This is a genomic window from Streptomyces echinatus (assembly GCF_014203595.1).
Taxonomy (GTDB): Bacteria; Actinomycetota; Actinomycetes; order Streptomycetales; family Streptomycetaceae; genus Streptomyces; species Streptomyces echinatus.
Genome location: NZ_JACHJK010000001.1, coordinates 250,473 through 268,943 on the forward strand (window position 1 = coordinate 250,473; position 18,471 = coordinate 268,943).

At 70.1% G+C, this 18,471-nt stretch carries 9 protein-coding genes; 3 read left to right on the plus strand and 6 right to left on the minus strand.

Translation table 11 applies throughout. The annotated features are described in order from the left end of the window. Positions 1 to 19: 19 nt before the first annotated feature. The 6 genes from FHS34_RS01125 to FHS34_RS01150 form a co-directional block, all read right to left on the minus strand. The gene (locus tag FHS34_RS01125; RefSeq protein ID WP_184958613.1) at positions 20 to 1,789 is read right to left on the minus strand and encodes an IucA/IucC family protein; all 1,770 of its coding nucleotides are present in this window, start codon (positions 1,787 to 1,789) and stop codon (positions 20 to 22) included. Next, positions 1,786 to 2,310, minus strand: a complete 525-nt coding sequence (locus FHS34_RS01130; protein WP_184958615.1) for a GNAT family N-acetyltransferase — start codon at positions 2,308 to 2,310, stop codon at positions 1,786 to 1,788. The genes FHS34_RS01125 and FHS34_RS01130 overlap by 4 nt, the downstream gene beginning before the upstream one ends. After that, a complete protein-coding gene (locus FHS34_RS01135; RefSeq protein ID WP_184958617.1) occupies positions 2,307 to 3,593 on the minus strand; it encodes a lysine N(6)-hydroxylase/L-ornithine N(5)-oxygenase family protein in 1,287 nt (428 codons plus the stop codon). The genes FHS34_RS01130 and FHS34_RS01135 overlap by 4 nt, the downstream gene beginning before the upstream one ends. Further along, positions 3,577 to 5,019 (minus strand): lysine decarboxylase DesA, encoded by a 1,443-nt coding sequence (gene desA, locus FHS34_RS01140; RefSeq protein ID WP_184958619.1) that lies wholly within the window; start codon positions 5,017 to 5,019, stop codon positions 3,577 to 3,579. Before desA ends, FHS34_RS01135 begins: the two co-directional genes overlap by 17 nt. A 113-nt stretch (positions 5,020 to 5,132) precedes the next feature. Next, complete coding sequence (locus FHS34_RS01145; protein ID WP_184958621.1) at positions 5,133 to 5,984, minus strand: siderophore-interacting protein; 852 nt, start codon at positions 5,982 to 5,984, stop codon at positions 5,133 to 5,135. 55 nt (positions 5,985 to 6,039) lie between these two features. Then, a complete protein-coding gene (locus tag FHS34_RS01150) occupies positions 6,040 to 7,086 on the minus strand; it encodes an ABC transporter substrate-binding protein (RefSeq protein ID WP_184958623.1) in 1,047 nt (348 codons plus the stop codon). A gap of 300 nt (positions 7,087 to 7,386) precedes the next feature. Here FHS34_RS01150 and FHS34_RS01155 point away from each other — a divergent pair, with 300 nt between their 5' ends. The 3 genes from FHS34_RS01155 to FHS34_RS01165 all read left to right on the plus strand — a co-directional run bounded on the left by FHS34_RS01155 (position 7,387) and on the right by FHS34_RS01165 (position 18,422). Further along, positions 7,387 to 11,094, plus strand: coding sequence for a LamG domain-containing protein (locus tag FHS34_RS01155; protein WP_184961264.1), 3,708 nt, complete (start codon positions 7,387 to 7,389; stop codon positions 11,092 to 11,094). 158 nt (positions 11,095 to 11,252) lie between these two features. Next, positions 11,253 to 17,879, plus strand: coding sequence for an RHS repeat-associated core domain-containing protein (locus tag FHS34_RS01160; protein WP_184958625.1), 6,627 nt, complete (start codon positions 11,253 to 11,255; stop codon positions 17,877 to 17,879). A 90-nt stretch (positions 17,880 to 17,969) separates the two neighbouring features. Next, entirely contained in the window at positions 17,970 to 18,422 is a 453-nt protein-coding gene (locus tag FHS34_RS01165) for a hypothetical protein (RefSeq protein WP_184958627.1), read from the plus strand. Positions 18,423 to 18,471 lie beyond the last annotated feature (49 nt).

Consider the following 18,471-nt stretch of genomic DNA (forward strand, 5'->3'; position numbering starts at 1 on the left):
GGTGTCCGTCCGGTGGGGTTCAGCGGCCGCTGAGCGGGTTCGGCAGGGTGCCGACCAGCTGGAGGGCGCCGGACGGGTCGGCGAGGTCCACCATCTGCCTGTTGTCGCGCAGCTGGAGCCGGTTGAGGCAGGACAGGGCGAACTCGGGGGCGAACAGGTCGTACCGGCGGAACCTGTCGGCCAGTTCCGGGTTCGCCTCCTGGTACTCGCGGGTGACCTCGGCGACCGTGCGCCAGAAGCCGTCCTCCTCCAGGACTCCCTCGGTGGCGAGGTGGGCGGCGAGGAAGCGGAAGAAGCAGTCGAAGACGTCGGTGAAGATCGACAGCAGCTTCGTGTCCTCGGGGACGTCGACGCGGATCCGCCGTACCTCGGGCGGCAGGGCCGCGTCCGGGTCCATGACGGCTATCTCCTCGGCGATGTCCTTGTAGACCGCCCGCCGCACCACGCCGTCCTCCAGCACCAGGATCACGTTCTCGCCGTGCGGCATGAACACCAGGTCGTAGGCGTAGAAGCTGTGCAGCAGCGGGGTGTAGTAGGCCCGCAGATAGCCGCGCAGCCACTCGGTGGGCGTCAGGCCCGAGCGGGCGATCAGCGCGCCGGCGAAGGAGGCGCCCTCGTGGTCCACGTGCAGCAGGGAGGCCATGGTCGCGAGCGACTCGCCGTCCCGCAGCGAGGGCACCGGGCTCTCCCGCCACAGCGCGGCCAGCATCTTGCGGTACGGCGAGTACCGGTCGGTGGCCCGCTCGTACTCCAGGTGCCGGTAGCCCACGGCGGCCCGCTCCCGGATGATCGTGAGGCCGGTCGCCTTCAGCACCGGGTCGTTCTCGATGAGCTGGGCCAGCCAGTCGTTGATGGCCGGGGTCGCCTCCATGTAGGCGGCCGACAGACCGCGCATGAAGCCCATGTTGATGACGGAGAGGGCCGTCTTCACGTAGTGCTTGTGCGGGGCGCTGGTGTTGAAGAAGGTCCGGATGGACTGCTGGGCCAGGTACTCGTCGTCGCCCTCGCCGAGGCAGACGAGGTGGCGCCGGGCCACCTCGGCGGCGAAGGTGACGCTGAGCTTGTTCCACCACTGCCAGGGGTGGACCGGGATGAACAGGTAGTCGGCGGGGTCCAGGCCCTCGCCGGTGAGCACGGCACGGAACCGCTCCACCGTCTGGTCGCCCAGCTCCTCACGCAGGAAGGACTCGTACTCGATGCCCACGCCCGCCGTGAACGCGGCCCGGGAGCGGTGCGCGGCCAGCCACACCAGCCGGACCGGGCTCGCCGTCTCGGGGGCGTACGACAGGTACTCGTGGACGCCGAAGCCGAGCCGCCCGTTGTTCGCGACGAAGCACGGGTGGCCCTCGGTCATCCCGGTCTCGATCGCCTGGAAGCCGCTCTCCGCCAGCTCCGCGGAGGTGACGCGGGGCTTGGTGAGCTTGTAGCAGGTGCCCGAGAGGGTGGAGGAGATCTCCTCCAGGTAGACCGGCAGGATCTCGTCGCTCAGGCCCAGGGAGTCCTTCAGCTCGATGAAGAAGTCCAGGGCGGCGAGCGGCAGTTCGCCGCCGTCGCGGTGCCGGGTGATGGAGTCGGGGTCGATCTGCCAGTGGTCCAGGGTCCGGCGTACGGCGCAGAACCGGTAGGCGGTCAGTCCGTCGTCGCTGCGGACGACGTACCGGCCGCCGTCCTCCTCGGGCGTGAGCAGGCGCTCGTGCGCGAACTCGGCGAGGGCCTTGCGCAGCAGCAGCCGGTTGGCGGCCGCCCAGCGCTCGGGGGACAGATGGGCCACGGTGTCGGCGAGGGTCATGCGGTCACCGCCTTCTCGAACCGCTCGCGGGTGCAGAAACTCAGCAGGGCCCGCTTCTCCGGCTTGTCGATCTCCCGCTCGGCCACGAAGCCGACGGCCTCGTTCAGGGCGTGCACGGCCTTGTTGCGGACGTCCGGCTCGACGACGACGCGCTCCACGGCCGGATCCTCGAAGAGGCGGGCCATGACGGCGGTGATGACGGCCTTGGTGAACCCGTGCTCGGGGCTGTCCGTGGCCGGGGTCAGGAAGTGCATGCCGACGTCCCCGGGCCGCGCTTCGTACAGCCCGGCCAGTTCCCGGTGCGCGGGGTCGTACTGCTCCATCAGGAAGGCGGGTTCGCCGTCGCGCAGTCCGAGCAGTGCGTGGTGGTGCTCGTCGGCCGCGATCTCCATGTAGGCGCGCTCGACGTCCTCCGGTCTCGCGTCCTGCATCATCCAGAAGGCCGCCTTGGGATGGGTGACCCAGGAGTGCAGGAGCTCGCCGTCCTTCAGCGGGTCGACGGTACGGAAGGTGAAAGTCATACGGCGAACTCCTGGAACGCGATGGTCTTCTCGACCGGGTAGTACTCGGTGCCGAGCAGCTCGCGGATGATGTACGAGTTGCGGTACGCGCCCATGCCCAGGTCCGGGCTGGTGATGCTGTGGGTGTGGACGCCGGCGTTCTGGAGGAAGACGCCACGGCCGGTGACGTCGACGGTGTAGTTGCGGGCGACGTCGAAGCGGCCGTGGCCGTCGAAGCGGAGCCGGTCCCGGAGCGGGGCGAGGAAGGCGGGCGGCGTGTAGTGGTAGCCGGTGGCCAGGACCAGGCCCTCGGTGCGGATCTCGAAGTCCTTGTCCTGCTCGTCCTGGTGGAAGCCGAGGGTGTACATGCCGTCGCCGTACTCCGCCGTGCGCAGCGTGGAGTTGGTGAGCAGCCGGGTGGGGACCGGGCGGTCGCCGCTCTCCACGTCCTTCTGGTACAGCAGGTCGAAGATCGAGTCGATCAGATCCGCGTTGATGCCCTTGAACAGGCCCTTCTGTTGCTTCTCCAGCCGGTAGCGGGTCTCCTCGGGCAGCGCCCTGAAGTAGTCGATGTAGTCCGGGGACGTCATCTCCAGGGTCAGCTTGGTGTACTCCAGCGGGAAGAACCGCGGGGAGCGGGTGACCCAGTCGAGCCGGTAGCCGTGGACGTCCGTCTCGGCGAGCAGCTCGTGGTAGATCTCGGCGGCGCTCTGGCCGCTGCCGACGATCGTGATGGACTTCTTCTTCTGCAGCTCCGCCTTGCGGTGCATGTACTGGGAGTTGTGCAGGAAGTCCCCGTCCAGGCCCTGGCAGGCCGGCGGGACGTAGGGGACCGTGCCCGTGCCGAGGACCAGGTGGCGTGCCCGGTAGGTGTCCCCGGCCCCGGTGCGTACGACGTACAGCTCGTCCTCGTACGTCACCTCGGTGACCGTGGTGCCGAAGCGGACACTGCTCAGCCGGCCGGCCGCCCAGCGGCAGTAGTCGTCGTACTCGACGCGCAGCGGGTAGAAGTTCTCGCGGATGTAGAACGAGTACAGTCTTCCCTTCTCCTTCAGGTAGTTCAGGAAGGAGTACGGCGAGGTCGGGTCGGCCAGGGTGACCAGGTCCGACATGAACGGGGTCTGGAGGTGGGCGCCGTCCAGGAACATGCCGGCGTGCCACTCGAAGTCCGGCTTTGACTCCAGGAAGACGCCGTCCAGTTCGGTGATCGGCTCGGTGAGGCAGGCGAGGCCGAGGTTGAAGGGGCCGAGCCCGATGCCCACGAAGTCGTAGGTCTTGCTCGGGCTTTCAGGACGCGCGGTCAAGGGACACTCCCAGGTACTGCTCGGCATGGCCGGCGATCAGGTCGAGGACGGTGGCGATGTCGGCCGTCGTGGTCTCGGGGTTGAGCAGGGTGAACTTCAGGTACTGGCGGCCGGCCACCTTGGTGCCCGCGACCACGGCGTCGCCGGAGGCGAACAGGGCCTTGCGGGCGTAGAGGTTGGCACGGTCGATCTCGGCCGGGTCGGTGACGGCCGTGGGGATGTAGCGGAAGACGAGGGTGGACAGGCCGGGTTCGACGACGACGTGGTAGCGGGGGTCGCCGGCCAGCAGCTCCCAGCCCTCCCGGGCCAGGTCGCAGACCTCGTCGAAGAGCTGTCCGATGCCGTCGGCGCCCATCGTGCGCAGGGTGAGCCAGAGCTTGAGGGCGTCGAAGCGGCGGGTGGTCTGGAGGGACTTGTCCACCTGGTTGGGAATACGTTCCTGCACCATGCGGCGCGGGTTGAGGTACTCGGCGTGGTAGGTGGCGTGCCGCAGGGTGGCCTCGTCCCGGACCAGCAGGGCGGAGGAACTGACCGGCTGGAAGAAGGACTTGTGGTAGTCGACCGTGACGGAGTCGGCGCGCTCGATGCCGTCGATGCGGTCCCGGTACTTCAGCGAGGCGAGCAGCCCGCAGCCGTAGGCCGCGTCCACGTGCATCCACACGTCGTGCCGGGCGCACAGCTCGGCGATCTCGGGCAGCGGGTCGATGGAGCCGAAGTCGGTGCTGCCGGCGGTGGCGACGACGGCCATGGGGACCAGGCCGTCCTTCGCGCAGCGCTCCAGCTCGTGGGCGAGGGCGAGCGTCTGCATGCGCTTGTCCTGGCCGACGGGGATCGCGACGACGGCGTCCGGTCCGAGGCCGAGCAGCTTCGCGGATTTCTGCACGCTGAAGTGGCTGACCTCGGAGGCGAAGATGCGCAGGCCGGCGAGGTCGCCGCTCTTGGCCTCCTCCCGGGCGAGGAGGAGCGCCTGGAGGTTGGACTGGGTGCCGCCGGAGGTGAAGACGCCGTCGGCGGCGGGGCCGAGGCCGATGCGGGCGGCCGTCCAGTCGATGAGCTTGCGCTCGATGAGGGTGCCGCCCGCGGACTGGTCCCAGGTGTCCAGCGAGGAGTTGACCGCCGAGAGCACGGCCTCGCCGAGCACCGCCGGGATGACGACCGGGCAGTTGAGGTGGGCGAGGTAGCGGGGGTGGTGGAAGTAGACCGCGTCCCGCAGGTAGACGTCCTCCAGTTCGTCCAGGGCGGCGGAGGTGTCGCCCAGCGGACGGTCGAGGTCGATCTCGTCGACACGGGGGGAGAGGGCGTCCACGGTGACGCCGGTGAACGGACGGTCGATGGTGGCGAGTTTGGCCGCCACCCGCTCGACTCCTTCGGTCACGGAGCGGCGGTAGTGCTCCGCGGTGAGGCCATTGAGCAGGTGCGAGCGCATGTGGGGGTCCTCCGAGGGGACAGTCCGTGGCGGATCAACTTAGGTTAGCCTAACCTAAGTTCTTTGTTCCAGGTCATGCCTCTCCCGTGACCGGGGTCACCTCAGGGGGGTGGTTACTCCGCGGCGCGGAGCTGCTCCTCCGTCATCCCCTGGCGCCAGTAGCCGACGAACGTGACGCGCCGCCGGTCCACCGCGCGTTCTGTGACGAAGTGCCGCCGCAGCGCCTTGACCTGACCGGACTCGCCGGCGATCCACACATACGGCCGCTCGGCGTCCGGCAGCCGGGCGGCCCGTACGGCGTCGACGGCCATGGGGGAGCCGTCGTGCCGTACGAGCCAGGTGATCTCCGCGTCCGCCTCCGTGGACACGTCCTGGATGTCACCGGCGTGCGGCACTTCCAGCCAGGCCCGGACCCGGGTGCCGGCGGGGAGGGATTCGAGGATCGCGGTCGCGGCCGGTACGGCCGTCTCGTCACCGCACAGGACGACGAGACCGGTGCCCTCGGGCGGACGGAAGCGGATCGCCCGGTTGTCGGCGAGGGCCGGTCCGAGCAGCAGGACCCGGTCGCCGGCGGTGGCGCGCGAGGCCCAGCGGGAGGCCGGACCGGCAGGGGCGGCGCCGGACGCGACGCCGTGCAGGGCGAAGTCGATGTCGATCTCGGCCGTGTGGCCCAGGGCGTCCCTGCGCAGGGCCCGCAGGGTGTACGAACGCATCACCGCCCGTATGCCGTCCGGCAGTTCACGCCAGCCCTGCCACCAGCCGTCGCCCAGCTCCAGCGGGACGACCGGCTCGGGCTGGCCGGGGTGCGGAAGAAACAGCGAGAGCGACTGGTCCCGCCCGTCGGAGTGGAAGGCGTGCAGATCGGCGCCGGCGAACGTGACCCGGACCAGGGACGGCCCGAGCCGCCTCGTCCGTACGACCTGGAGGGAGAAGAAACGGAACGGGGCGGCTACGGCCGTTGTCATGGGGGCTCCTGATGTACGTCAGGTCTTCAGATGTGGGGAGGCGGGGCGGCTGTGCCTAGCCGACCTTCTTGGCCTTCTCCAGGGCCTCGGCCAGGCTGGTGAGCAGCGGTACGCACTTGTCGTAGGAGAGGATCGGCTCGGGGGAGCGGCCGATGACCTGGCCGGCCTTGACGGCGGGCAGCTTCTTCCAGGTCGCCTTGGTGATGTCGGCCGGCTGGATGGCCGAGGTGCGGTCGTCCATCATGATGATGTCGGCCTGGTACTTGTCGACGTTCTCCCAGCTGAGCGACTCGTACCAGCCGCCGCCCTGCTTCTTGGCGCTCTCCGGCGGCTCGACGACGTTCACGCCGAGGGACTTGAAGTACTCCAGGTCGATGGAGAGGTTGCTGCCGGAGACGTAGAACAGCTGGTCGCTGGCGCTGCCGGCCATCACCTTGATGCCGGGCTTGGCCTTGGCGGCGGCGCGCAGCCGGGCGGCGGCGTCCTCGAAGCGCTTCTTGGCATCGGTGACCTTGGCGGCCTTCATGTCCGCGCCGAGCGACTCGGCGAGGCTCCACATGCGCTGCAGCGGCTCGGTGAGCGGGCGGTCGTAGACGGAGATGCCGACGCTGGGGGCCAGTTGGGCGATCTTCTTCTTCGACTCCTCGGGGACGTACCAGAGGGAGCCGGCGTCGTCGAACATCGTCGTGATGAGCACGTCCGGCGCGAGGGAGGCGTACTTCTCGATGCTGAACTGGCCCCAGGTGTTGCCGAGGACCGTCAGCTTGCTGACGTCCATGTCGCCGGCCTGGACGTCGGGCTTGCCTGCGGTGGTCTTCGTCGGGCCGAAGACGCCCTTGACCTGGATGCCGTAGTCGTACAGCGCGGCGCCGACACCGGTGAACGCGACGATGTTCGCGGGGACCTTGTCCAGCTTCACGGCCGTGCCGCGGTCGTCCTTGAAGGACCAGGGGCCGGACTTGCCGTTCTTGGCGGCCGTACCGGTGTCGCTGTCCTTGCCCTTGCCGTCCCCGCAGGCGGCGAGCGCGGCACCGAGTCCGAGGGCGCCGCCCGCGACGAGCAGGCCGCGACGAGTGGGGTGGGTGGCACGGGCTTGGGACATGGGTATGACTGCTTTCGAACGGGGCGAAGCGCCCGCCGGACAAGTTCAGCAGTCAGGTTAGCCTAACCTCAGTTGATGTCCAGTGGCCGTGCGGAGCCGGAATTCCCGCCCCTCAGGCCGGTTGCGACTGTGATCGACCCCCTTGTTCCCGTGATCGCGGCGGTGTTGAATGTCCCGGCCCTTATGAAGATCAGATGAGAATGCGGGAGAGAAGCGCCAATGCGGTTGCACATAGGTGAAGGAACGGCGCGCCGAAGACGGAACCGAGGTGTGTACGCCCTGACGACGGGCGTCACTTCGATGGCCCTGCTCGCGTCCCTGGCGCCGTTCACGGCGACCGCCGCGACGCTCGCCGGCAATCCGAGCCGCACACAGGTGGCCGGAATCGACCACGCCACCGCCGCCGGGCGCGCGGCCGCCACCGGCAAGCAGGTCGAGGTCACCGGCGACCGGACCGAGTACTCGACCACGATGGCGAACCCGGACGGCACGTTCACGCTGACTCAGTCCGCGGTGCCGCAGCGGGTGCACGACGACGACGGTTCCTGGGACCCGGTGGACACCACGCTGGTGCGGCGACCGGACGGCACCGTGGGGCCGAGGTCCGCCGTGGTGGATCTGTCCTTCTCCGGGGGCGGCCACACCCAAATGGTTCGTTTGGGCAACGAGCGGGGCTCGCTGCGGCTGAACTGGCCGGGCAAGCTGCCCGATCCGCGCCTCGAGGGCGCCAAGGCCGTGTACCCGGAGGTGCTGGACGGGGTCGACCTGGAGCTGACGGCCACGGCGGAGGGCTACCGCGAGGTGCTCGTCGTGAAGTCCGCCCAGGCTGCCGCCAACCCCGCGCTGGAGCAGATCCGGTTGTCCGCCTCGACGACCGACCTGGAACTGACTCCGGGAGCCGGTGGTGGTCTGCGGGCGGTCGACGCGGACGGCAACACCGTGTTCAAGGGCCCCGCCGGACAGATGTGGGACTCCGCGGGCCAGGCCGGTGACGCCACGGGCGGCGCACACACCCAGCTGGCGCGCGTCGGCGTGGCCGCAGCGGGCGGCACGAACTCCGCGACGGCCGCCCCCGCCGCCGCGGGGGAAGTGCCCGACCCGGTCGAGGAAGGCACCCAGCCGAGCGCCGGCGACACCAGCGCGGTGATGCCGGTGCACGTCAGCGGTGACTCGGTCAGCGTCAAGCCCGACCTGGAACTGCTGCGCGGCGACGACACCGTGTACCCCGTGCGGATCGACCCCTCGGTCGGTCTGGGGGTCTCGGAGCGGACCGTGCTGTCCTCGGACGGCGACAAGTTCTGGCAGTTCGACGGTGACTACGGCGTCGGCCGGTGCAGCGTCTCGGGCCCGTACTACTGCGGCAGCAACTACACCAACCGCATATACTTCGAGTTCTCGCCCTCGAAGCTGGCCGGCAAGTACATCCTGGACGCCACCTTCCGCGCCCACGAGACGTGGTCCTTCAGCTGCACGCCCAAGTGGGTCGACCTGGAGCGCACGGACAACATCTCCGAGGGCACCCGGTGGCCCGGGCCCGCGCAGCTGGACCAGATGGGCGACCGGCTCGTCTCGGCGGGCCGGGGCACGCAGTGCAGCCCGGACCAGCCCGACGAGTGGATCGAGTTCAACGACAACCCCGACGAGGCCGACGAGAACCTCGCCTCCACGGTGCGCAGTTTCGCCGACGGCAAGATCTCGCGGCTGACGCTGATGCTGCGGGCCAAGGACGAGTCCGACCCCGAGGCGTGGAAGCGGTTCGACGACAACGCCGAACTCAAGGTGAACTACGCCTTCAAGCCGGGCGTGCCCACCAGCGTCGGGGTGATCCCGGGCGACGGCACCACCGCGTACTGCAAGACGTCATCCTCCGACCCGCTGATCGTCACGCGGGTCGACCCCATGGTCCAGGCCCGGGTGCAGACCCAGGTCGAGGCCCACCTGGGCGACGAGGAGGGCTCGCTGCAGGCGGAGTTCGTCGTGGAGCGCGGGGACGACGCCGCCTGGCACCAGGTGTGGACGGGCTACCGTCCGGACAGCGGCTGGGACCCCGACGAGACCCTGGAGAAGCTGCGCACCTCCAACCGTGCGGACGGCGGCCTGTACCGGCTCCGTTCACGCACCCAGTCGCACTGGTCCTACAGCGGCAAGTCCGGTGATCTGTTCTCGTCGTACTCCGCCTGGTGCTACTTCAAGATCGACTCGACCGCGCCGAAGGCCCCGGTCATCACCACGGGCACCCCGTACACCGAGTGCACGGCCAACCTGTGCGAGGGCAAGGGCGGTCCGGGCGTCCCGGGCAGCTTCACCTTCAAGCCCAACGCGGCGGACAAGGACATCACCGGCTACCGCTGGCGGCTGCTGACCTCGTCGGCCAAGGACGCCAAGGTGGTCACCGGGGCGTCGTACACCGCCAAGGACGTGACACCGTCGCTGTCCGGCACCCAGGTGCTGTCGGTGGAGGCCAAGGACGTCCGCGAGCGCTGGGGCACCCCCGCCGAGTTCAGCTTCAAGGTCGCCCCGGCGGCCGGGCCGACCGGTGTCTGGCACTTCGACGACGCCGTGTCCGGCTCCACCGCGACCCTCGCCAAGGACTCCGCGACCGAGGGCACCCGGCACGACGCCACCCTCTACACCGCCGGTGCCGGCTGGTCCTCGCTGGCCCGGCGCGGCGACGCCGACTCCTCCCTGTGGCTGGACAGCACCGACCCGGCCAAGCAGCAGGGCTACGCGGCCACCGCCGCCCCGCCGGTGAACACCAAGGACTCCTTCACCGTCTCCAGCTGGGTCTACCTCACGGACGCCTCGGTGAACCGGGTCGTGCTGACGGCTCCGGGCACCTACGGATCCGCGTTCACCCTGTACTACTCGGCGAGCTACAAGAAGTGGGTGTTCAACCGGACGGCCGGTGACGTCAAGGACAGCCCCGTCTACCTGCGCTCGCTCGGTGACGCCACCAACCCGCCGCTGAAGGTGTGGACGCACCTGTCCGCGGTCTTCGACACCAAGAACGACACCGACAAGACCAACGACACCGTCCAGCTGTACGTCAACGGCCGCCCGCAGGGCAAGCCCGTGGTGCTCAACACCCTGTCGACCGCCTACCAGCCGTGGGCCTCCACCGCCGGTCTCCAGATCGGCCGTTCGCTGGTCGGCGGCACGTGGGGCGAGTACTTCCGCGGCCGCATCGACGAGGTCAGCGTCTGGCAGCGGGTGCTGACCCCGGACGAGATCGCCCAGCAGGCACAGCTGCTGGAGAACGGCGTCCCCGCCAACGAGCTGGTGGCCGCCTGGGACGCGGGCGCCTCCACGGGGACCCAGGTGAAGGAGATCTCCTCGTACGGCGTCGCGAGCATGACGCTGTCGGGATCCGGCGCCACCCTGGACGGCGAGAACAACGCCCTGGTCCTGGACGGCACCGCCGGTTACGCGTCCATGACCGGTCCGGTCGTGGACGAGAGCGGTTCCTTTACCGTCTCCGCCCGGGCCAGGCTCGACTCCGCAGGGCTGGCCGACAAGCCGGTCGGCTACCAGGCCCAGGTCGCCGCGCAACAGGCGAGCGCGGGTGAGTCCTCGTGGGCGCTGTGGGTGACCAAGCCCGCCGCCGACGTCTACCAGTGGAAGTTCACCCGCACCGCCGTCGGCAGCGACGGGAAGGTCACCCAGAGCGCCGAGGTGCCCGCCGGCGACGTCGCCGAGACCGACACCTGGGTCCAGGTCACCGGCGTCTACGACGCCCAGGAAGCCTGGGAGTGGACCGACCCGGCCGACGCCGCCAAGACGGAGACCCGCTACGGCAAGCTCCACCTGTACGTCGGCGAGTTCGACCAGCCCTCCGAGGGCGCGGCCGGCTTCACCGCCCCGCAGTACGGCTCCGGCTCCCTCTCCGTGGGCCGCGGCAGCCAGGGCGGCTCCACCGGGCACTACCTGCCCGGCGCCCTGGAGACCCTGCGCGTGTGGACCGGCGCGATGACCGCCGACCAGATCCGCTCGCAGGTCCTCGAAGGCTGACCCACCACCGGCCGGCCCGGACGGAAGACCTCCGCCCGGGCCGGCCGGACACCTCCGCGCGCCGAAGAGCGCGCTCCACAACCTGCGCGAGCCCCGCGCGCACCGTCGCGCCGGGGCCCCGTGCGCACCCTATGTGACCTTTCCAGACAGAGGATTCCATGCCATATCGACCACCGGTGCGGCCCGCACCGGATCGCACCGGCCCGGCCCGGGTGCCCTGGCTGCGCCGCGTCAGCGCGATCGTCAGCCTGGGCATGCTGCCCGGTCTGCTCGCGCCCGCCGCCGCACTCGCCGCCGACCGCGATCCACTGGGCCGGCCCGAACTGTCGGCGCCGCACGCCCAGAACGTGGTGCGGTTCAAGGCCAGGAACGACGCCAGGTCCGCGGCGACGGTGAAGGCCGCCGCCGAGGCGGACCGCACGGCCGCCGCCCGCGCCGGCAAGGACCGGGCGCGCGGGACCTCCTGGCCCGTCCACGGCGCCACGCGGCTGACCATGCCCGCCTCCGGCGCCGCGAGCGCCGAGGCCGGCGGACTGCCCGTGACGCACGCCCCGCCCGCCGGCCGCGGTACGCGGCGCGCCGCCTCCGTCTCCGTCGAGGTGCTGGACCAGAAGGCCACCAGGGCCCTCGGCGTCAAGGGCGTCGTGCTCAAGGTGACCGGCCCCCAGGGCGGTGGCCGGGCCAGGCTCGGCATCGACTACGCGGACTTCGCCTCCGCCTACGGCGGTGACTGGGCCGGCCGGCTCTCGGTGCTCCGCCTGCCCGACTGCGCCGCCGAACCGGCCGCGGCCAAGACGGGCAAGTGCCACTCCGCGACGCCGGTCCGCACCGTCAACTCCCGTGACAGGGAACGCGTCACCGCGGACCTGACGTTCGGCGCGGCCACCACCGCGAAGTCCGCCGCGGCCACCACCGCGAAGTCCTCCGCGAAGACCGCCGCGGGGGCCACCAGGTCCGCGCCGGCCGTCGGAGCCGCCGGGCAGACGATGATGCTGGCCGTGGCCGCCGGCAGCGCCTCCGCCGATGGTGACTACAAGGCGACACCGCTGTCCGCTTCCTCCACCTGGGAGGCCGGCAACAGCTCCGGCACCTTCACCTGGAGCTACCCGCTCAAGGCGCCTCAGGCCGCCGCCGGCCCGGCCCCGCAGCTGGAGGTCTCCTACGACTCGGGCAGCGTGGACGGCCGTACCGCCACCACCAACAACCAGGGCACCCAGGTCGGCGAGGGCTTCGACATCACCTCGTCGTTCGTCGAGCGCAAGTACGGCTCCTGCGACGACGACGGCCAGGACGGCAAGTACGACCTGTGCTGGAAGTACGACAACGCCTCGCTGGTGCTGAACGGCAAGGCCACCGAGCTGGTCAAGGACGACACGACCGGCGAGTGGCGGCTGAAGAACGACGACGCCTCGAAGGTCACGCACTCCACCGGCGCGTCCAACGGCGACGACGACGGCGAGTACTGGACCGTCGTCACCGGCGACGGCACCACATACGTCTTCGGACTGAACAAGCTCGACGGCGCGGGCACCGACGACCGCACCAAGTCGGTGTGGACCGTCCCGGTGTTCGGTGACGACGAGGGCGAACCGGGCTACTCCGACGGCACCTCGTTCTCGGGCCGCGACAAGAAGCAGGCCTGGCGCTGGAACCTCGACTACGTCGAGGACACCCACGGCAACGCCATGTCGTACTGGTACGAGGACGAGACCAACAACTACGACAAGCTGGGCGACGACAACACCGGCACCCAGTACACCCGTGGCGGCTACCTGAAGGAGATCCGCTACGGCCAGCGCGCCGGCGCCCTGTTCTCCGCCACCCCGGCCGCGTCGCACAAGGTCGTCCTCACCTACGCCGAGCGCTGCGTCGCCTCCGGCACGGGCTGTGACTCGCTGACCGAGGACACCCGGGACAACTGGCCCGACGTGCCGTTCGACCGGATCTGCAAGGACGGCGACAAGTGCCCGTACCTGGACAGCCCGACGTTCTTCACCCGCAAGCGGCTCACCGGCGTCAGCACCTACGCCTGGGACGCGGCGGCGGCCACCCCCGCCTTCGCGCCCGTGGACAGCTGGGAGCTCAAGCAGCTCTACCTGGACCCGGGCGACACCGGTGACTCCACCGACCAGTCGCTGTGGCTGGACGAGATCAGGCACACCGGCAAGCACGGCACCGACATCGCCCTCGACCCGGTCAAGTTCTCGCACGTCTTCCTGCCCAACCGGGTGGACAGCCCGAGCGACGACATCCTGTCCTTCGAGCGGCCCCGGTTGAAGACGGTCGTGTCCGAGACCGGCGCGCAGACGATCGTCGACTACATGCCGGCCGACTGCGTGGCCGGGCAGACCATGCCGCAGCCCGACGAGAACACCAAGCGCTGCTACCCGGTCTACTGGTCGCCCAACGGCGAGCAGACCCCGGTCCTCGACTGGTTCCAGAAGTACCCCGTCAGCGCGGTGCGCACCACGGACCCGCTCGGCGGCTCCGAGGCCGTGCAGCACACCTACCAGTACTCCGGCGGCGGCGCCTGGCACTACAACGACGACCCGCTGACCCCCGCCAAGGAGCGCACCTGGTCCCAGTGGCGCGGTTTCGCCCGGGTCACCCACCTCACCGGCCCGTCCGGAGGCACCCAGAGCAAGACGGTCTCGGTGTACCTGCGGGGCATGGACGGCGACCGCGTGCTCGGCTCCGACGGCAAGACCGTGGACCCGGACAAGCGCAAGACCGTCACGGTCACCGGTGTGAAGGCCGCCGAGATCACCGACTCCGACCAGTACGCCGGCTTCACCCGGGAGACCGTCGCCTACGACGGTGACAAGGAGGTGTCCGGCACCGTCAACGACCCCTGGTCCCAGCGCACGGCGACCCAGCACAAGTCGTACGCCGACACCGAGGCGTACTACCTGCGGGTCGGCGCCTCGCACGCCCGCACGGCGATCACCAGCGGCCTGACGCCGTACGACCGCACCCGCACCACGGCCAACACGTTCGACGACCACGGCATGCCCGTCACGGTGGAGGACCGCGGCGACGACGCCGTGACCGGCGACGAGAAGTGCACCCGCACCTGGTACGCCCGCAACGACGCCCTGGGCCTGACCTCACTGGTGTCGCGGACCCGGATCGTGTCCAGGGCCTGCTCCGTCGCCGACTCGGCGCTGGACCTGCCCGCCGATCACACCCGTCCCGGTGACGTGGTGTCCGACAAGGCCACCGCGTACGACACCCTCACCTGGTCGGCCACGCAGAAGCCCACCAAGGGCGACGGCCGCTGGGCCGGCCGCGCCCAGGGGTACGGAAGCGACGACCAGCCGCAGTGGCAGCAGACGGCCGTCACCGAGTACGACACGCTCGGCCGGCCCACCCTGGTGAAGAACGCCGACGACGTCGTCACCTCGACGACGGCCTACGATCCGCCGGCCGGCGGCCCGCTGACCAGGACCACCATCGGCAACGCCAAGAAGTTCCAGACGGTCACTGTGAAGGACTTCGCCACCGGCGCCGACCTGAAGGTCACCGACGCCAACGGCAAGGTCACCGAGACGGAGTACGACAGCCTGGGCCGGGTCACCAGCGTGTGGCTGCCCAACCGCCTCCGTGCCCTGAACAAGTCCGCCAACTACGTCTACGCCTACAGCGTCAATTCGACCTCGCTGCCCTGGGTGTCCAGTGCCTCGCTCAAGGGCGACGGCTCCGGTTACAACACCACCTACGAGATCTTCGACTCGCTGCTGCGCACCCGTCAGGTGCAGGCCCCGTCCGCCGTGGGCGGCCGGGTCATCGCCCAGACCCTGTACGACGGACGCGGCCTGGCCGTGACCGCCCAGTCCGACATCTGGGACGACAAGGCCGCCCCGTCCGGCACGCTGGTGCAGATAGACGGCGGCCAGGCGCCCAAGCAGACCGACACGGTCTACGACGGCATGGGCCGGGCGACCAGGGCGACCACGAAGACCTACGGCGTCGCCAAGTGGTCGGTCGACACCACCTACCAGGGTGACACGGTCCTCACCAGCGCCCCGGCGGGCGGCTCGGCCAACGCGGTCGTCACCAACGCGCTCGGCGACACCGTCGAACGCCGTGAGTACGCCGGATCCCAGCCGACCGGCACCGACTACATGACCACCCGCTACGGGTACGACGGGGCGGACCGGCAGAAGTCGATCACCGCACACGACAAGTCCGCCTGGTCGTACACGTACGACCTGTTCGGCCGCCAGGTGACCGTCACCGACCCCGACAAGGGTGACACCGTCACCGACTACGACGACCTGGACCAGGCGATCAAGTCCACCACGGACGGCGGCAAGAAGGTGCTGCTGTTCGAGTACGACGTCCTCGGCCGCAAGTCCGGTATGTGGCAGACGTCCAAGACCGACGCCAACAAGCTGGCGGCGTGGACCTTCGACCAGCTCGCCAAGGGCCAGCAGGACACGGCCGTCCGCTACGAGGGCGGGGTGGCCGGCAAGGCCTACACCCAGCAGGTCACCTCGTACGACGCTCTCTACAAGGTCACCGGCAACAAGCTCGTCCTGCCCGCCGGGGACCCGCTGGTCGCCGCGGGCGTGTCCAGCACGCTGTCCTTCTCCACCGGCTACAACCTCGACGGCACGGTGAAGCAGGCCGCCGCGCCCGCCGTGGCCGGGCTGCCCGCCGAGACGGTGTCCTACACCTACGACGCCCTCGGCCAGGTGCAGACCGCGAAGGGCACCACGGGCTACCTCCAGTCGGTCGCCTACTCGCCGCTCGGCGACGCGCGCCAGCTGACGCTCGCCACCGACCCGACCAGCGCGAAGAAGGTCTACCTCAACAACGACTACGAGGCCGGCACCCGCCGCCTGACCCGGTCGTACGTCACCGACGACGTCCACGGCTACATGCTCCAGGAGCTGAAGTACGGCCAGGACGACGCCGGCAACATCACCTCGGTCTTCGACGGCACCACGCTGGGCGGCACCGGCAAGGCGGACTACCAGTGCTTCGCCTACGACGGCCATCGCCGGCTGAGCGAGGCATGGACGCCGAAGACGGCCGACTGCGCCGCCGCCGGCCGCACCACGGCCAACCTCGGCGGAGCCGCGCCGTACTGGACGAGCTACCAGTACAACGACTCCGGCCTGCGCTCCCAGCAGGTCGAGCACAGCGCCTCCGGTGACGTCACGACCGACTACAAGTACGGCACGGCCAAGGGCCAGCCGCACGCCCTGTCCTCGACGGTGAGCGGTTCGAAGACCGTGTCGTACACCTACGACAGCACCGGCAACACCGAGACCCGGCCCGGCACCCAGGCCACCCAGAGCCTGGTCTGGAACAGCGAGGGGAACCTGGCCACCGCCGGCGAGCCCGCGGCCGGCGGCAAGCCCGCCACCGGCACCGGATACCTCTACGACGCCAGTGGACAGCTGCTCATCCGGCGGCCCACCACGACCGACGGCGAGACCGTGCTCTACCTCGGGACCACCGAGGTCCGGCTCAAGGTCAGCGGCAACGGCGCCACCAAGGCGCTGTCCGGTGCCCGCAGCTACAAGGCGGGCGACACGATCATCGGCGTCCGCACCTCGACCGCGGGACAGACCGGCACGAAGCTGTGCTTCCTCGCCGGTGACAACCACGGCACGTCGAGCCTGGCGATCGCCTCGGACACGCTGGCCTTCGTCAAGCGCTACACGGCGCCCTTCGGCGCCCCGCGCGGCACGGCGTCCGGCAGCTGGCCCGACGACAAGGGTTTCCTCGGCAAGCCCGCCGACCAGACCACCGGTCTCACCCAGCTCGGCGCCCGGCAGTACGACCCGGCCATCGGCCGGTTCCTCAGCGTCGACCCGCTGCTGGAGCCGGAGCGCCCGCAGACCCTGAACGGGTACGCGTACGCCAGCAACAGCCCGGTGACCAACTCCGACCCGGCCGGCACCTCGGACGGTCTCGGTGCCCTGCTGGGGCTGATCGGTGCCGTGATCGGCGGCGCCGTCGGCGGTGTCATCGGCGCGGTGGGCGCCGCGATCACCGTGGCCGGCTCGCTGGGCGGCGGTGGTGGTACGGCCCCGACCAACCCCAGCGGCTGGACCGCCATGGGCGAGACCTGGCGTCCCGGGGCGACGTACAACTTCATCACCAAGTCCTGGGACACCCCGTTCAACCCCGTCGGCAAGTCCGTCGACCTGTTCGCCGGGATCCCGGACTGGGGCATCGTCTCGGACCCGAAGGCCGCCAACCAGTGGGAGTCCTCGCGCTCCCTGTTTCTCGGCTGGCTGTGGGGCGGCGGCTACCCGCTGAGCGACCACCAGGACTTCCGCGGCGGCGACGCGTTCACGGCGATCCTGGCCAAGGACGACACGGTCTCCGGCTGGCGGTCCCGCATGGTGGGGCAGGCCCGTGAGGGCAGCAAGGGTGTCTTCGCCAAGGAAGTCGACATCCAGTACCAGGACAAGGGACCGGACCCGGGCAGCTCGATCTGGCACGCCAACTCGCTGCGCGGCTTCGCCAACGACATGCTCGGGATCTTCAGCGGCGGAAGGCTGGGCACGCCCAACGAGGCGGACGCCTTCCTGGGCACCTGGTCCGGCACCGCGAAGATCAAGACGATCAACAAGAAGGAAGGCTCGGTCACCCTCCAGTTCACCGCCTACAACGAATCCGACTGGCGCTCGGCGACCCACGTCATCCCGCGGTCGTGGAACCCCGCGTTCAAGGACACCTTCGGTGCCCATGTGCACGAGGACTTCTCCTGGGAGGAGAAGTGGCCGGTCAACACCTGTGTGAACTATTCGGACTGGCTCCAGTAGCCGCGTCCGTCAGCTAGAAGACCGTGGGGCCGGGCGTCCGCTCGCGGCCCCGGCCCCACGGCCTGTCGTTTCCGTCCCTAGGATGAAACCGTGTTCAAGGCCCCACCACGTCCGGCGCGCTGGACCGCTGTCCTGCTGCTGCCCCTGCTGCTGGTCGCCGCCTGTGGCGCCGAGAAGAGGTCGACCGTCCCGGCCGACCGCATCGTCGGCACCTGGACGGCGGCCGACGGCGAGGAGATGTCCTTCGCCGCCGACCGCTCCTTCACGTCGTCCGGACTCGACTCGAAGAAGCTCTCCGAACAGCGGTGCCCGGGGCAGAAGGCGACCGGGACCTGGGCGTTCTTCGCCGATCAGGGCGACGGTCTCTACGGGACGTCGGCCAGGGCCACGTCGGGTTCCCAGATCGGGTTCACCTTCGACGACGAGGCCGAGGGCCCCTGCACGATCACCCTGAGCGTGGTCGAGGACGGCAAGACCCTGTGCGCCACCGCCGACGCCGACGACCCCTGCGGCCTCGGCGTCCGCTTCACGCGGCGCAAGTGACGCCGGTGCCCGCGCGGCCCGTGGGCCGGTGAGACCCCGGACACGCCGA

What these genes read in the sequence shown, in the direction of transcription:
- FHS34_RS01125 (WP_184958613.1), bottom strand. Translation starts at nt 1,789, where the DNA reads ATGACCCTCGCCGACACCGTGGCCCATCTGTCCCCCGAGCGCTGGGCG.
- FHS34_RS01130 (WP_184958615.1), bottom strand. Translation starts at nt 2,310, where the DNA reads ATGACTTTCACCTTCCGTACCGTCGACCCGCTGAAGGACGGCGAGCTC.
- desA (WP_184958619.1), bottom strand. Translation starts at nt 5,019, where the DNA reads ATGCGCTCGCACCTGCTCAATGGCCTCACCGCGGAGCACTACCGCCGC.
- FHS34_RS01145 (WP_184958621.1), bottom strand. Translation starts at nt 5,984, where the DNA reads ATGACAACGGCCGTAGCCGCCCCGTTCCGTTTCTTCTCCCTCCAGGTC.
- FHS34_RS01150 (WP_184958623.1), bottom strand. Translation starts at nt 7,086, where the DNA reads ATGTCCCAAGCCCGTGCCACCCACCCCACTCGTCGCGGCCTGCTCGTC.
- FHS34_RS01155 (WP_184961264.1), top strand. Translation starts at nt 7,387, where the DNA reads ATGGCCCTGCTCGCGTCCCTGGCGCCGTTCACGGCGACCGCCGCGACG.
- FHS34_RS01160 (WP_184958625.1), top strand. Translation starts at nt 11,253, where the DNA reads ATGCCATATCGACCACCGGTGCGGCCCGCACCGGATCGCACCGGCCCG.